Source organism: Streptomyces sp. D2-8 (genome assembly GCF_023184515.1).
Classification (GTDB): Bacteria; Actinomycetota; Actinomycetes; order Streptomycetales; family Streptomycetaceae; genus Streptomyces.
In genome coordinates, this window is record NZ_JAAHBP010000012.1 from 15,432 (window position 1) to 30,810 (window position 15,379).

The window sequence follows — 15,379 nt, forward strand, 5'->3', positions numbered from 1 at the left end:
CCATGCAGTTCCGCTTACTGGGGCCGCTTGAGGTCGAGCATGCGGGGGGACCGCCGGGCAACCTGGTGGACCTGGGCGGGCACCGGCAGCGTGCCGTGCTGGCGTATCTCCTGCTCCAGGCGAATCAGGTGGTGTCCACCAGCCAGATGCTGTCGGCCCTGTGGGCAGACGACGACGCGCCCATGACCGCGCGCAAGATCCTGCAGAACGCCGTCTGGAAGTTGCGCGGCGTCCTGTCGCGGCCGCCGCGGACCGAGCAGAGTCCCGAGCTGCTGACCCGTGCGCCCGGCTATCTGCTGCGCGTGCCCCAGCGGCGCGTCGACCTGCTCGAGTACGAGCAGCGGGTGGTGACCGGCCGCGCCGCCCTGGCGGCGGGCGAGGTGGAGCGCGCCCGCCGCTCGCTCGGCGAGGCGCTGGCCCTGTGGCGCGGGCCCGTCCTCTCCGACCTGGTGGAGGAAGGTGTCTGCTGGCCGGAGCTGACGGCCCTGCAGAACCGCAGGCTCGATGTCATGGAGGACCACTTCGAGGCCGCCCTCGCCTGCGGCCGGCACCAGCTCGTCCTGCCCGACCTGGAGAGCCTGGTGGCCGCCGAGCCACTGCGGGAACGCGCCTCGGGGCAGCTCATGGTGGCCCTGTACCGGTGCGGGCGGCAGGCCGAGGCGCTGGCGGTCTTCGGCCGGGTGCGCACCGCGCTCGTGGAGGGGCTCGGGCTGGAGCCGGGACGCGAACTGCACCGGCTGCAGCAGGCGATCCTCACCCAGGACCCGACGCTGGAGGCGCCTCGCGCGGTGAGCGGCCGGGAGCCGGCGAACCTCGCCCCGGTTCCCCGGCCCGTGCCCTCCCCGCCCCTGCCCGCCGCGGCCCTCGCACCCGCGGCAACGGCGACGGCGCCCACGGGCCCGGCCGCACGCGGCGTGCCGGCCGCGCCCACCGCACCGCCCGTACACACGGAGCCGGGTGCACGCACGGAACCCGGCACACCCACCACACCACCCGCACACACGGAGCCGGGTGCACGCACCGCACCGCCCGCGCCCGCGATGCGGGCCGCGTGCACCGATCCGCCCGCACGCGGCGGGCCGTCCGTCCCCGCCCCCGCCGCAGCCACAGCCACAGCCACAGCCACCGAAGTCTCCTCCCCCGGCCGGCACGAGGCGCGTACCGCCAGCGTGGTCATGTTCCGCTTCGGGCTCGGCGCGGAACTGGGCCGGGTGCTGGCCGAGGACCGGGACCGGGTGGTCGACGCCCTGACCCAGATCGCCCGGGAGAAGACCGAACTCCACGGCGGCCGGGTGACGGCCGTGCTCGGCTCGACCGTGCTCTCCGTGTTCGCCGACGGGACGGACCCGGCGGACGGCGCCGAGCGCGCGGTCCGCACCGCGGCCGCCGTCCGCGACAGCCTCAGCGTCCCCACCGGCACGCTCGCACCGCCGCAGGCCGCCGTGCGCGGCCTCACCGTGCACGGGGCCGTGGCGTCCGGGGAGGCCCTGCTGCCGCGTCGGCCCTCGGACGATCCGCCGCCGCCCTGGAGCGGCGGCAGGCTCGTCGACACCTGCCGGACGATGCTGGCCCATGTGCAGGCCGGGGAGATCCACGTCTGTGAGGAGACCCACCGGCAGGTCGAGCGGGCGGCGACGTTCCGGCGGGCCTGCGCCTCTGCCGCCGCCCCGTGGGAACTGCACGCCCTGCACGACGGCGTCACCGACCTGGCGTGGGGCCCGGACGGCGCCGGTGCCCACGTCAGTGAGCTGGAGCTGATGCATCACACCCTGCTGCACACCCGGCAGCGCTCGACCGCGCATCTGATCACCCTCATCGAAGGGTCCGGCCGGGCCAGGACCCGTCTGCTGATGGAGTTCCAGCGCCGGGTGGAGGAGAGCCACGGCGGCCCCGTGCGGGTGCTGGCCGGCACGGTTCCGGCGCCGCACACCGGCTCCGCGCTGTCGGTGCCGGCGGAGATCCTGGCCGCGTACTGCGGCATCGACCCCGGCAGCCCGGAGGCCCAGGCCGCAACGCGGCTGCGGGCCACGCTGAACCGCCTCGGCGGCGACCCGGCGGCCGGAGCGGACCTGTACGCACCCCTGGCCCGGTTGCTGTCCCCCCGGCGGGCGGCGCACGAGCGGGAGAAGCCCGGCGAGATGCTCCGGGCGTGGGGTGCGTTCCTGGCGCGGGCGGCGCGCGAGCAGCCGCTGGTGCTGATCTGGGACGACCTCCAGCACGCCGACGACGCGCTGCTGGAGATGGTGGAGCGGCTGACGCAGACCCATGCGGGCGTGCCGCTGCTCATCGTCGTCGGCGCGGACTCCCGGCTGCCGGACCGGCGGCCGGGCTGGGCCACCGCGCATCCGCGCACGGTGACCCTCAGCCTCACCCCGGAGACGGGCGACGCCCTGGACCGGCTACTGGAGTCTCTGCTTCCGCCGGTCCGGGAGTCCGAGGTCGCCTGAGCGCGTCCCGCCCGTGCCGGTGAGACGTATGGCACGGGCGAGGGCGCCCAGGGCCCGCGTGCCGTCCGCCGATCCCTCGGGCAGGACGTCCGCGGCCGATTCGATGAGCAGGGACCCGGCCAGAGCCGCCCAGGGGGCCGCCGCTCCCGCGCGCACCGGGCCGGCGGACCGCGCCGCGCCGAGCACCCGCCGCGCCCACCCGGTCATCCGGGTCCGTTGCGCCGCGGTGACGCCGGGCACGGCCCGGAGCCCGGCGTCGAAGCGGGCCAGTATCTCCCCGGTGTGCTCGGCGAGCAGGGCGTCCTGCCGCGCTGCCGTGCGCCCGGGCGGGCGGGCGAGGCGCTCGGAGTCGTCCGGCCGCGCCGGGGAGGCCTCCCGGGGGCGGCCGGCCCGGCTCAGCCCTTCGTGCAGGGCCGCGGCGAACCGGGCGCCGACGAAGACGGCCAGCGCGGTGTCCATCTCACCGGCGCCGGAGCCACGTCCGGGCCGAGGTGAGGCGTGCGCGGGACGGCGGGTTCGTGGGGATGCGATGTCCATGCGGACAGCACATCAAGTCCCGTCCACACGCCGCCCATTCGCGACTCCTCGGCCCGGTCATCACACGGCCCGCCGCCCGGGCCGCACCTCGACCGGCTCGGCTCCCTTGCCCCGGAACCCGGCGTGGATCCGGCCCGACGGCCTCGCCCGGTCCTCCTGCCGCCGCGGGCGGCAGTCCGGGAAGGGCAGCGTGCGCCGCGGCAGCGGAGCGGCCGGTTCACGCAGGCGCGACAGGGTCAGCCGGCTGGCGTGCTCGCAGCCGCTGCCCCAGATGGGCCGGCGGCGCAGCAGGTCGGAGTGGCCGCACGCGACGACCAGCAGCGCCCCGGTGCCGACGCCGCCCAGGCCCTCCGCCCAGTCCAGCACCACGTCGTCGGCGAGGTGCAGGTCGTCCAGGCAGAGGACCACGGGGCGGTGGCGTGCCTCGTGCGCGATCACCTCGCCCCAGGCGGCGAGCAGGTCGGCCCCGCGTCCGGGCAGGCCGGGGTGGGGCGCGGGGCACAGCACACGCAGCAGCCGGGCGGCGTCCACGTCGGAGCCGACGGCGGAGCGGACGACGGCTCTGATCCGCTGCTCCGGCGGGTCGTGCCGTGTCCCGTGCCGCGGTGCCCACGCCTCCAGCAGTGCGGCCGCCATGCCGACGGCGTCCTGGCCGTCCTTCGGGGCGCGCGGCCGTACGACCCGCACCTCGTCCAAGTCGTCCGCGACGCGGCACTCGAACTGGGCGAGCAGGCGGGTCTTGCCGACCCCGTGGTCGCCGAGCACCGTCAGCATGGAGGGCACGTCATGGTGGTGCGAGTACTCCAGCATGTTCTCCAGCAGGGCGAGTTCGGGCAGGGGCCGGGTGTCGGTGCCGTGTCCGGCGGGCTCGTCCGGGTGCAGGGCTCGGGCCCTGCGGATGCCGCCGGTGGGGTCTGCGGCGCGGACGCTGTCGTCGTAGCTCACCCACGCGCCGGTGTCGCCGGCCACGTCCTCGCTCACGTACAACTCGCCCTCCGGGACGCCCAAGAGCAGTCCGTGCGCCTTGTCGAGCAGGGTGCCCACCACCGAGACGGCGGCACTCGGGTCGTGCGGGTCGTGCCGCACGATGGCCTTGCCGGAGATCACCACGGCACGCATCACCATGCCCGCCCGTGACGCCAGCCGTTCACGGGCCGCGAAGGCCGCGCGCACCGCGTTGAGCGACGCCTCGGGGCGGTCGGAGCGCAGCCCGAACAGGGCGGCGCACAGCCCGCCCATGGAGCCGACGACCGTCCCGGAGCGGCTCTCGACGCTCTCGGTGAGCACGGTGACCGCGTCGTGCAGGGAGGTGTCCAGCTGCTCACTCCCCATGGCCGCCGCGTCCCCGGCGGACTCCGTGCACACCACGAGCACGCACACGTCCCGCCGCTCGGCGACCGCACTGCCCTCGGCGGCGCCGAACCCCGTTGCCGTGCCTGGCTGTTCGCCGCCCTGAGCGACACCGTACGAGGAGGCCTCACGCGCACGACCACCCGACTCGGCGACCGCCCCGAAGGACGACGCCCCGCGCGATCGGTCGCCGCCCTCCGCGACGCCGTACGAAGACGCCACGGTCGACCGACCGTCCCCCTCCGCAGCCCCGAAGGACGAAGCCCCGCTCACACGACCGCCCCCCTCGGCACTCCCGAAGGACGACCCCGCACGCGATCGATCGCCGCCCTCCGCAACGCCGCCCTCCGCGACACCTACGGACAACGGCATGCGCATCCGGCCGGCGGCCCCCGCGTGCCCGGCCATCCGGACCGGCGTGCGCGCGGGGTCCGTCTCCGCGACCGGGTGCCACCGCGGTGCGCTCGTCTCGGGGGTGCCCGGCTCCGCGCGGACCTCCGTGGGGCCGGCCAGCGCCTGGTCGTGGCGCAGGATGCGGCGCTGCAGGGTCTGCAGGGCGGCGGACGGCTCCAGGCCGTACTCCTCCACCAGGGCCAGCCGTACCCTGCTGAAGACGCTCAGCGCCTCGGCCTGCCGACCGCAGCGGTACAGGGCGAGCATCAGCTGCCCGCACAGCCGCTCCCGCATGGGCTCGGCCTCGGCCAGCGAGGTGAGTTCGCCCAGCACGGCATGGTGCCGGCCGCATGCCAGCTCCGCCTCGAAGCGGTCCTCCATGGCGTCCAGACGCAGCTGCCGCAGCGCCGTCAGCTCGGCCCACTCCACTCCCTGTTCGGCCAGGTCCGACAGGGCCGAGCCGCGCCACTCCGCGAGGGCCTCCCCCAGGAGCTCCGCGGCCTCGGCCGCCTCACCGGCGTCCAGGCGTGCCCGGCCCGCGGCGACGGCGCGCTCGAAGCGGGTCGCGTCGAGCTGTTCGGGGTCGACGCGCAGGACGTAGCCCGGCGCCCGGGTGAGCAGCCGCGGCGCTTCGTGCTCCTCGCCGTCGCCGCTCTCGAGCAGGGCGCGCAGCCCCCACACGGCGTTCTGCACCATCTTGCGTGCCGTGACCGGCCTCGCGTCCTCGGGCCACAGGGCGTCGAGGAGCTGGCTGGTGGCGACCACCTGGTTGGCGTGGAGGAGCAGCAGGCCGAGCACCGCTCTCTGCTTGACGCCGCCCAGCGGGAGACTCCGCCCGCCGCTCACCACGTCCAGCGGTCCGAGAACCTTGAATTCCACGCCTACCCCCGTACGTCGAACAACCCGTGTTCAGTCATGGCAGGCGTCGTTGCCCACCCGAGCGGCGCTCGCCGAACGGACGCCGCGCAGTACCACCTCGGCCACGTCATCGAGCCGCTGGTCCACATAGAAGTGACCGCCGGGAAAGACCCGCACCTCGGACTCCGCGCGGGTGAACGCCCGCCAGCCGGCCGCTTCCTCGACGGAGACGACCGGGTCGGCGTCGCCGCACAGCACGGTGACCGGCGTGTGCAGCGGCTCCCGGGGCGTCCAGGAATACGCGGCGAGGGCCGCGTAGTCGGCTCGCAGAGCCGGCAGCACCATTGCCACCAGCTCGGGGTCGTCGAACAAGGCCACGCCGGTCCCCCCGAGCCGGCGTACGGCGGCCAGGATCGCGTCGTCGTCCGGCAGCAGGTCGTGCCGACTGCGCCGCGGCCCCGGCGCTCCCCGGGCCGACAGGAAGAGCCTGCGGGGTGGTCGGGCCCCGCGCTCCTGAAGGATCCGGGCGGTCTCGTAGGCGACCAGCGCTCCCATGCTGTGGCCGAAGAACGCGAAGGGCGCCTCGGCGTCCCCGGCTTCGTCCCCGGCCTCCAGCTGCCCGGCGACGATCCCGGCCAGCTCCCTGATGTCCGCCACCGGCGTCTCCAGCCGGCGGTCCTGGCGCCCGGGGTACTGCACGGCCCGTACCTCGACGTGCGGTCGGAGCCGCCGGGACAGCGGCTGGTACGCGCTGGCCGCGCCCCCCGCGTGCGGGAAACAGATCAGCCTGAGAGCGTCGGGCTCGGGATCGCCGAAACGTCGGAACCACTGGCCGTCCATGGGGCGTTGCGCTCCTGTCTGTTCACCTGCGGTACGTGGTATCCGCGCTCTGCCCGGGCCCGGTGCAGCACACCGGCCCACCAGCTGAGGCGGTCGAACATCAGCCGGGCCGACACGTCCCAGTCGTCGGAGGCGACCAGGGTGCCGTCGGGCCCGAGCCGTTCCCAGTAGTTGTGGAAGCTCACCGTCTCGTTCACGGTGACGGCGTGGACCTCGCCGAAGACCTGGCGCAGGGCGGCGACGGCGCACAGGCCGCTGGAGGGACCGCCGTAGGAGAGGAATCCGACGGGCTTGGCGTGCCATTCCTCGTCGTACCAGTCGATCGCGTTCTTCAGGGACGCCGGGAACGTCTGGTTGTGCTCGGGGGTGACCACCACGAACGCGTCGGCCGCCTCCAGCCAGGGCGCGAGGTCCTTGACGGCCTGGGGTCTGGGCGCCGACGGGTCGGCGGACATCACGTCGGGCAGCCAGGCCGTGGCGAGATCTATGACGTCCACGTCGAAGTCGTGCCGCAGCCGGGCCCGCGAGGCCAGCCATTCCGCCGCGACGTGCCCGAACCGGCCTTTCCTGATGCTGCCGATGATGATCGCCAGCCGCAGTCGTTCATTCTCGGCCACCTGCCCCCGCCTTCCGCACCAGCGCCGAACCGCATTCCTCGGGGAACCCTGGCATATGCCCCTTCGGATTCGCTTCGGACGGCTTCGGAAACGCTGCGGTGGGGCCCTTCACAGCGGTGGCCGAGCCCTTTTCGTCCCACGTCGCGCCGGTCGTCGGCCGGTTACGCTGAGATCATGGAATTCGGGGTGCTGGGGCCGCTGGAGGTGCGCACGGACGAGAGTCGTGTCGTGCGGGTACCCGAAGTCAAGGTGCGCATGCTCCTCGCCGATCTGCTCGCCCACCACGGGCAGGTCGTCCCGGCGCCACGGCTCATCGAGGATCTGTGGGGCGGCTCAACGTTCACGGCACGGCCGACGGCGTCGCTCCAGGCCAAAGTCTCCCAGCTGCGGCGCGTGTTGGAGGACGCGGAGGCGGGCGGCCGCGAACTGATCGCGCACCGGCCGCCCGGATACGTCCTGGACGTCCCGGCCCAAGCGCTCGACGCCGGGCGGTTCCGCGAGCTGGTCGCCCGGGCCCGGTCCGGCGGGGACCCGGTGACGCGGGCGGCGCTGTACACCGAGGCGCTGGCGCTGTGGCGCGGCCCCGCCTTCGCCGAGTTCGCCGACCAGCCGTCCGTGCGGCCGACGGCGGCGAGCCTGGAGGAGGAGCGCCTGACGGCGGTGGAGGAACACGCCGGGGTGCGGCTGGAGTTGGGCGAGCACAGTCTGCTGGTGGGCGAGCTGACCGAGCTGGTGGAGCAGCATCCCTTGCGCGAGGGGCTGCGGGGCGCGCTGATGTGGGCGCTGTACCAGGCGGGGCGCTCCTCCGACGCGCTCGACTGCTTCAACGATCTGCGGCGCCGGCTCGACGAGGAGCTGGGGCTGACCCCCGGACCGTCCCTGGAGGCGCTGCAACAGGCCATCCTGCGCCACGATCCGGTCCTGGCCCGGCCGGAGCCGCCCGCGCAGTCCGCCGCGGGGGTGCAGGCGGGGCCGGGGCCGACCGGTTCGGCCTCGCCCCTGATCGGCCGCGAACAGGACGTCCAGGCGATCCGGACCCTGCTCTTACGGCGCCGTCTGGTGACGCTCACCGGCCCGGGAGGGGTCGGCAAGACCCGCCTCGCCCAGGCCACGGCGGAGAGTCTGGCGGGCGCGTTCGGCGAGGGCACCTGGCTGGTGGAGCTCGCGGACGCCGGGGGCCTGGAGCGGTTCGCCGGCGCGGAGGCGCTGGCCGAACAGGTGATGGCGACGCTGGGAATCCGGGAGAACACCTCGGACGACGACGTCAAGGGTCCGACGGACCGCCTGGCGAGCGCACTGGCCGGCCGGCGGCTGCTGCTCGTGCTGGACAACTGCGAACACGTCGTGGAGGCCGTGGCGCGGCTGGCCGGTCTGCTGCTGAGCCGGGCCCCGCACCTGCACATCCTGACGACCAGCCAGGAACCCTTACGCACCCGGGACGAGACGGTGTACCCGGTGGCGCCGCTGTCGCTGCCCCCGGAGGACCGGCCCGATCTCGACGCGCTGACGAGCGCGGGCGCCGTACGCCTCTTCGTGGACAGAACCAGGGCGACGGACCCGGAGTTCGTCCTCGACGCCACCACCGCCCCACTCGTCGCCGATGTGTGCCGGCGCCTCGACGGCATCCCGCTCGCCCTGGAACTGGCCGCCACGCGCGTGAGATCGCTGGGCATCAGGGAACTGCACGACCGGCTCGACGACCGTTTCAAGGTGCTCAACAGCGGTTACCGGGACGCCCCTTCACGCCACCGGACGCTCCAGGCCACGCTCGACTGGAGCTGGGGCCTGCTGGACGACCGCGAACGGACCGTGCTGCGCAGGCTGTCGGTGTTCGGCGAGGGCTGCGGTCTGCGGGCCGCCGAGGAGGTGTGCTCGGGCGGCGGTGTGTCGCCCGCCGACGTCCTCGACGCGCTGAGCCTGCTCGTGGAACGCTCCCTGGCCGTCCGCACCGAGGGACCGCAGGGCCCGCGCTACCGGCTGCTGGAGTCCGTCGCGGTCTACGCGCGTGACAAGCTCGCCGAGTCCGGTGAGCACGCCGGGACCGCCGCCCGGCATCTGCGCCACTGCGTCCGCCTCGCCGAGCGGGCCCGGCCGCATCTGCACGAGCGGGAGCAGTCCCGCTGGTTCCAGTACCTGGACCTGGAGGCGGCCAATGTGCAGCGCGCGCTGGCCGAGGCCGACCGGGCCGGTGCCGCGCAGGAGGCGCTGCGCCTGGTCAACTCGCTGACCTGGTACTGGTACGTCCGTGGCCGGCTGGGCGAGGCCCGCAGAGCGCTGGCGACGGCCCTGGACACGTCGGGCGAGGCCGCGCCCGAGGAGCGTGTGGAGGCGGTGTTCTGGTACGCGGGCATCCGCCTGCTGCTCGGCGAGCACGAGCGGGAGTGCGACGCCCTGGAGGAGTACCCGCCCGAGTCGTCCCTGGAGTCGACCAGGGCGCAGTGGTTCCTGGCGCACGCGCAGTGGACGGTTGGGGCCCTGGTCAAGGGCGAGCAGCGGGTCGAGCGTGTCCTGGTCCGGTTCCGCACCCTGCGCGACGCGTGGGGCACCGCCGCCGCGCTGACCACGCGGGCGTGCTTCGCCCTGGCCCGCGGCGACCTGGAGTCGCTGCGCGGCAACGCCGAGGAGGCCCGCGCCCAGTTCGCCGAACTGGGCGATCTGTGGGGCCGGTTGAAGACGACGGATGTGCTCGGCAGGCTCGCCGAGATCAACGGCGACTACGACCTGGCGGCCCAACTGCACCGGGAGAGCCTGCGGATCGCCCAGGCCCTGGAGACATGGCCCGAGATGTCCACGAAGCTGTCGGGTCTCGGCAGGATCGCCCTGCTCACCCAGCGCTACGACGAGGCCGACGACCTGCACACGCGCGCCCTGCGGATCGCGGTCGGGCAGGGCAACCAGCCGGCCGAGCAGTTCGCCGCCCTGGGCCTCGCGCTGAGCGCCCGCCGCCAGGGCCGGCTGGACGCGGCCGAGGAGTGGCTGCGGCCCTGGCTCGCCTGGAACCGCCGCCGCGGCGACGGTCCGGGCCTCGCGCTGGTCCTGGCCGAACTGGGCTTCATCGCCGAACAGCGCGGCGACGCCGACCGCGCCCTGGCCTGCCACCGAGACGGCCTCGCGGCGGCCGCGACGACCAAGGATCCCCGCTCGGTCGCCCTGGCCCTCGAAGGCCTGGCCGGCGCGTACTCGCTGGCAGGCGCCCCGGAACGGGCAGCGCGTCTACTGGGCACGGCGGCGGCGACCCGGGAACGGGCCGGCGCCCCGCACCCCCCTGCGGAGCGGGGCGACGTGGAGCGCATCGCGGCCCGCCTGCGCGCCAGGATGGACGAGGCCGCGTACGACCGCGAGTTCACCGCGGGCACCCGACGCGACCACGAGAGCGAGGCCCAGGCGGAGTCGGCCGCCCGGCCGGAGGCCCGGTGACGGGCCCGCTCACTCACCGCCCCGCGCGTCGGACGACGCTTCCTTGAGATCGCGGTTGCGCGCCCGCGCCCCCATCTCGTCCCAGAACCTGCGCAGGTTCGCGACCGTCGTCCTGCGCTGCCACCGCGCCCGCCGCCGGAACCTGAGGGAACGCCATGCCTGGAACTGGAATCTCTTGAGCATCGAATGCTGGTGGATGCAGAACAGTTCGTTGAGTTCGGTGCGGCACTGCGGCCCCTTGGGCGGGTACGGACAGAACTGGAACGCGCAGCCGTCGACGCAGTGGGAGCCGGGCAGCGAACGTGGTGTCTCTCCGACCAGTGCCTGCCTCGGGTCGAGCGGGGTGCGGTCCTTGGCCAGGCAGGGCGGGAGGGCGTTCTGCTCGCCGGAGTAGGCGTCCTCCAGGCGCAGCAGCGCGTCCTTCGGCCGGTCGCCCCGTTCCTCGGTGAGGATCAGCAGGACCAGTATGTCGGCGAGGAGTTGCTGGGCGCTGGGGTCGAGGGTGCTCCATCCCCGGGACGGCGGGATCCACAGATTGTGCATCCGCCACTCGCGTGGCGAGCTGGTTCCGGATCCGATCTGTGAGGCCATGCCGGCCTCGTCGATCCACAGGAACCGGTCCGGGCGCCGGGTCTGCAGGGCCTGTCGCGCCATCTTGCCCGCGGCCCTGACCAACGGGTGCTCGTCCCGGCGCTTGCGCTTGACCTTGGGGTTGGCCGTCTGTTGCAGCCATTGACGTACCTGCCGGTCGGGACTCGCCCCGTGTCCGCGTCGGGGCTGCCCCTCGGTGACGTCGTCCGGGAGGGCCCACAAGGTCAGCGCGTGCAGCAGGGCGAGCCGGGCGAACCAGTAGTCGGTGTGCTTCAGCATCTCCCCGGCCTGCTCGTTGAGGAACTCGCCGGCCCTGCCGGGATGAGTGGGGGGTGTGCGATGGTTCGCCGCCTGCCGGAACCCCTGGGCGAGTGCGACCTGCAGTTCCAGGTCGACCTGCTTGTCCCGCATCCTCGACATCCACCCGGACAGCACTTCGTACGGGGTGTTCTGGTGCGGGGTGAAGGAGCAGGAATGGACCAGCATCGGAGCGAGCCAGGCTCTCATGATCCGCTTACGTTGTTCCTCCTGATCCCGGTACCGCTCTTTCTGCTCCTCGTTCTCTTCGTCGCGCCGCTTGTTCTCGAGGACTTTCGCGCGGCCTTTGCGCAGCAGCCGCTCGGTCCGTGTGGTGCCCGGCGCGGACGGCGGACGCTCCGCTTCGAGCGATGCGGGGGATGCGGGGGATGCGGGGGATGCGAAGGGAAGACCATTCCCGCGTTCACTCGGCCCGAGACGGGCGATGGCATGGAAGGGGTCGTCGACGCTCTCCAGGCTGCGGGCGAACGTGCGTCGGGCTCCCGCTCCGGTGACGGCTCCGACTCCGAAGAGAGAGAGGGCGGGAACGGGTGCCCTCGCGGCGGAGAGTTCGAACTGAAGGGCATGGAAGGCTTCGTCGCCGCCCTCACCGATCGCCTGAGCGATGGCGAACCTCACGCCGTGGGAAGGCTCTTTGCCGGCGATGTCGAACAGCAGGTCGTAGCCGGTCCGGCCCCGGACCTCCCGCACACCGCTGGGTGGGAGGGTCCGCCGTCTGCTCAGCAGCAGCCCGGTGGCGGCGATCCGTCTGATCAAGGCCTTCTTCGGCGAGTCGAGCTTCCGGTCGTTGTAGACCTGCAGATCGCCCCACTTGTCGTGGATCTCCTCGACGATCTCTCGGTGCTGGGGCTCGTGGTGGAAACTGTCGACGTCCAGCGCGGCGGAGTACAACTCCAGGGCCCTGATCTTCGGATCCTGCTCGATGTCACCGCCTCCCCGGTCGTCCGGGGGCGCTTCGGTGCTCGGTTCGGAATCGCCTTTCAGCGCATTGTCCGCGGCCGTCCTGAGCTCCATCCGGACGAAATCGAGGGAACAGTGTTCCGCGGTCTGGAGGCGCCCCCCGATTTCGGGGTGGTCGTGACATCCGGCCAGCGCCTCGACCGACCGCGAGTAGAACACGAGAGCCATGGCGAGTTCGCGGCCCGGGCAGGTGAGCGCCCGGGCGAAAAAGGCCTCACGGACCGCAGAGGCGGAGGAGCGCGGCCGTACCGCCGGGTCGAGGTTCACCAGGACGTCCATGCAGCGGGAGGCGAGGTAGGCCTGCAGAACGCTGTGCTGGAACCTGACTCCGCTTCCCCGTTCCTCCACGAGTCCCAGGCGGCTGCCCCAACTGGCCGCCAGACGCTCGTCCATACTCGCGTCCGCCACCTCACCGGCACCGAACCTCTTCGCGGCGAGTTGCACGCGAAGCTCGAGCAACTCACGCAGTTTCTGTGCCGCTTTGGCGTCCTGCTGTGTCTTCTCCTCACCGATCACGCTGTCTTCGCCTGCGCGTGACGGCGTCAGGACGCCGTAGTCGACGTACGTCGAGTTGGTGCGCAGCGCCGCACAGGCGAGAACCGACAGGTATTCGACGGTCATGAAGCGGCCTTTGGCGGAAATGGGCTGCTCGGGGTAGAGGGCGCCTTCGACGAGGGCGTCGACCCAGCCCTCCAGCAGGTCGTAACGCAGCGCCCACATGTCCTGGTCGCGTGGATCGCAGCGCTCGTCCCCTCCGGCGCCCACGATCAGTTCGAGCCTGCCGCGGAGCTCGAGATCCTTGGCGATGTTGAGGTACAGCGGGGATTCGGCGATCTCGGCCGCCTCCACCACCCAGTCCATGCGCTGTCTGTTCGATCGCCAGTTGCTGCCGAGGGCGACGTACTGGAGCGCCGCTTCCTCACTGAGCGGTTCCAGAATCGTCTGCGCCGCGCTGATGGCCTCCAGCGACTTCTGCTGCCTGGACGTGATGACCAGGGGCAGTCTGTCGTCGCGGGCGTCGTTGATGGCCTTCCGGATCTTGTTGTCGCGGTCGTCGACGTCCTTCAGGACGTCCTCGAGTCCATCGGCCAGTACGACCACCCGGTCCTGGGTGTAGCGCAGCCGCTGCCAGACCTTCTCGGCCTCCGAGACGGAGAAGACCCGTTCCAGGACCTCTTCGCAGAACTTGTCCTTGGCCTGCTCCGAGAAGTTGAGCCGCTCCTGTACATCGCGAAGCCGCAGCACGACGGGAACGATGCCTTTACGGGCCAGTCGTTGGGTGAGCCGCACGAGCAGAGCCGTCTTTCCGACTCCGATCGTGCCGACGATCACATGGGGGCGACGCTGGCAGGAGTCGTGGAGATCGTTCATCAAGGCGTCGCACAGCTGATCGCGTCCCACGACGGTGCCGATGATGCTGCCCGGTTTCACCAGTTCGTCGGGATGTCTGCGCGCCTTGCGCAGGTAGTAGTGACGGGCCCGCCGGAAGCGCCAGACGATGAACCACGCGGTGGCCACCACGGCCGAGGAGGACAGGCCCACGGCTCCCAGCACGCCCTGCGCGCTGCCCCACTGACGCGTCTTACCCGGTTGCCACACGCCGTACACGAGCAGCGCCAGGTACGCCGCGGAGAGGACGACGTACGCCCCGCTCATCAACCAGGTCTGAGGACGCCACCAGTGACGCGCCCGCCGCTCGCCCCTTTTCAGCAGCCACCAGTTGCGCCCCTTGCGCCAGACGAAGACAACCGGCCAGCTCGCCCCGAACCACAGCCGAGCCCACGCCCCTGCCGGCCGAGGGCCGGGCGTGCCATGCCTACGGGTCTCGTTGCCAGGGCTCATCAGAACTCCCCGTGCCAGGATCCCTGGCCAAAATTCGGCCCTCTTCCATGGAATCACGGCGATTTCGGGCAGGCAAAAGGAAGCACTACCGGGGAGTAACGTGGGGTGTCGTCGTTCTCAGCCGCGGGACACCGGCGGCAAGCTGCCGCCCTTGACGGCCGTCACGAAGGAGGCCCAGCGGCCCGCCGGGAACACGAGCACCGGCCCGTGGGCGACCTTGCTGTCCCGCACCGGGATGGCGCCGACGACGCCGTCAGAGACCTCGAGGCATGCGCCGCCGTCCGAGTTGCTGTAAGAGCTGCTGCGCCACGTCAGGGCGCTCACGTCTATGGTTCGCACGGCACTTCCTCCAACATGCTCAGGACGAACTTCCGCGACTCGGCTGGAGACAACGCCAGGTCACGAACTGCATCGTAAGCGCCTTGCAGTTTCTCAACCGCCGTGTTCTCTTCGATCAGTTCGCCCCGGTGCGCGTTCTCCGTGTAGGCCACCGTACGTCCATCCGGCACCCGCAGGAACCACACGTCGGTGCTATCGAGACCGTACGGACCCGCCCTGAACGGCAGTACGTGAATCACGATGTTGGGCCGCTCCGTCATGTCGGCCACGTACTGCAACTGCCCGCGCCACTCGCCCGCGTCCAGCAGCGCCGTGCGCAGCACCGCCTCGGAGAGGATGGTCCGAAACCTCGGCGCGCCCTCCCCCTCCAGCAACTCCCGCCGCCCCATCCGAGCCTCGACCTGCTGCTCCAGCTCCTTGCCCTTCAGCCCACCGGCCGCCAGGACCTCCCGTGCGTAGCCCGGTGTCTGCAACAACCCCGGCAGCACGCTCACCGCGAAGTGCCACAGGCTCACCGCCCTGGCCTCCAGCGCCATGTACCGCCGGTACCGCTCACGGAACTGCGTATGGTCCCCGGCGGCCAGTTCCCAGAGGGCGAGCAGCAGTCCGGGCGTCCCGTAGTGCGTGTCGAGGGCCTGGACGACCTCGGGGCTGCCCAGGGTTTCGCCCTTCTCCATCTTGCCGAACAGGGACCAGTCCCAGCCCAGCCGTTCCCCGAGCTGCCGCAGGCTCATCCCGCCGGCCAGCCGCAGGGTTCGCAGCTCCTCGGCGAACCGCTGACGTGGTTCCTGGCTGCGGCCGGTGATGACGCGACGCTGCGGCATACGGCTGGCTCCCCTCCGAGATGTTCGCGTGGACGGTGTGGAAGGT

9 protein-coding genes are annotated in these 15,379 nt (G+C 72.5%); 2 read left to right on the forward strand and 7 right to left on the reverse strand.

Annotated features, from left to right (window positions below):
• Positions 1 to 2 precede the first annotated feature (2 nt).
• Positions 3 to 2,447 (forward strand): BTAD domain-containing putative transcriptional regulator, encoded by a 2,445-nt coding sequence (locus tag G3I77_RS21515; protein WP_248506171.1) that lies wholly within the window; start codon positions 3 to 5, stop codon positions 2,445 to 2,447.
• Here the strand turns inward: G3I77_RS21515 and G3I77_RS21520 are convergent.
• Genes G3I77_RS21520 through G3I77_RS21535 form a run of 4 tightly spaced genes read right to left on the reverse strand, consistent with a single transcriptional unit; the run spans position 2,400 to position 7,042 of the window.
• Positions 2,400 to 2,984 (reverse strand): hypothetical protein, encoded by a 585-nt coding sequence (locus G3I77_RS21520; RefSeq protein WP_248506173.1) that lies wholly within the window; start codon positions 2,982 to 2,984, stop codon positions 2,400 to 2,402. The two genes, G3I77_RS21515 and G3I77_RS21520, sit on opposite strands and share 48 nt — an antisense overlap.
• Before the next feature lie 60 nt (positions 2,985 to 3,044).
• Entirely contained in the window at positions 3,045 to 5,606 is a 2,562-nt protein-coding gene (locus tag G3I77_RS21525; protein WP_248506175.1) for a BTAD domain-containing putative transcriptional regulator, read from the reverse strand.
• A 30-nt stretch (positions 5,607 to 5,636) separates the two neighbouring features.
• Positions 5,637 to 6,425 (reverse strand): thioesterase II family protein, encoded by a 789-nt coding sequence (locus tag G3I77_RS21530; RefSeq protein WP_248506177.1) that lies wholly within the window; start codon positions 6,423 to 6,425, stop codon positions 5,637 to 5,639.
• Positions 6,368 to 7,042, reverse strand: a complete 675-nt coding sequence (locus tag G3I77_RS21535) for an NAD(P)H-dependent oxidoreductase (RefSeq protein WP_248506179.1) — start codon at positions 7,040 to 7,042, stop codon at positions 6,368 to 6,370. The genes G3I77_RS21530 and G3I77_RS21535 overlap by 58 nt, the downstream gene beginning before the upstream one ends.
• Positions 7,043 to 7,216: 174 nt before the next feature.
• Here G3I77_RS21535 and G3I77_RS21540 point away from each other — a divergent pair, with 174 nt between their 5' ends.
• On the forward strand, positions 7,217 to 10,459 hold the full coding sequence (locus G3I77_RS21540) for a BTAD domain-containing putative transcriptional regulator (protein ID WP_248506181.1): 3,243 nt from the start codon (positions 7,217 to 7,219) through the stop codon (positions 10,457 to 10,459).
• 9 nt (positions 10,460 to 10,468) lie between these two features.
• On the opposite strand, the gene G3I77_RS21545 is transcribed toward G3I77_RS21540, so the two are convergent.
• From G3I77_RS21545 to G3I77_RS21555, 3 genes are all read right to left on the reverse strand, one after another.
• The gene (locus tag G3I77_RS21545; RefSeq protein ID WP_248506183.1) at positions 10,469 to 13,984 is read right to left on the reverse strand and encodes an NACHT domain-containing protein; all 3,516 of its coding nucleotides are present in this window, start codon (positions 13,982 to 13,984) and stop codon (positions 10,469 to 10,471) included.
• 303 nt (positions 13,985 to 14,287) lie between these two features.
• Positions 14,288 to 14,509, reverse strand: a complete 222-nt coding sequence (locus tag G3I77_RS21550; protein ID WP_248506185.1) for a DUF397 domain-containing protein — start codon at positions 14,507 to 14,509, stop codon at positions 14,288 to 14,290.
• Positions 14,497 to 15,333 (reverse strand): helix-turn-helix transcriptional regulator, encoded by an 837-nt coding sequence (locus tag G3I77_RS21555; protein ID WP_248506187.1) that lies wholly within the window; start codon positions 15,331 to 15,333, stop codon positions 14,497 to 14,499. The genes G3I77_RS21550 and G3I77_RS21555 overlap by 13 nt, the downstream gene beginning before the upstream one ends.
• Positions 15,334 to 15,379: the final 46 nt, after the last annotated feature.

Excerpts from the sequence above, each read along its gene's own strand:
- G3I77_RS21515 (WP_248506171.1), top strand. The coding sequence starts at position 3 with ATGCAGTTCCGCTTACTGGGGCCGCTTGAGGTCGAGCATGCGGGGGGA.
- G3I77_RS21520 (WP_248506173.1), bottom strand. The coding sequence starts at position 2,984 with ATGGACATCGCATCCCCACGAACCCGCCGTCCCGCGCACGCCTCACCT.
- G3I77_RS21530 (WP_248506177.1), bottom strand. The coding sequence starts at position 6,425 with ATGGACGGCCAGTGGTTCCGACGTTTCGGCGATCCCGAGCCCGACGCT.
- G3I77_RS21540 (WP_248506181.1), top strand. The coding sequence starts at position 7,217 with ATGGAATTCGGGGTGCTGGGGCCGCTGGAGGTGCGCACGGACGAGAGT.
- G3I77_RS21545 (WP_248506183.1), bottom strand. The coding sequence starts at position 13,984 with ATGAGCGGGGCGTACGTCGTCCTCTCCGCGGCGTACCTGGCGCTGCTC.
- G3I77_RS21555 (WP_248506187.1), bottom strand. The coding sequence starts at position 15,333 with ATGCCGCAGCGTCGCGTCATCACCGGCCGCAGCCAGGAACCACGTCAG.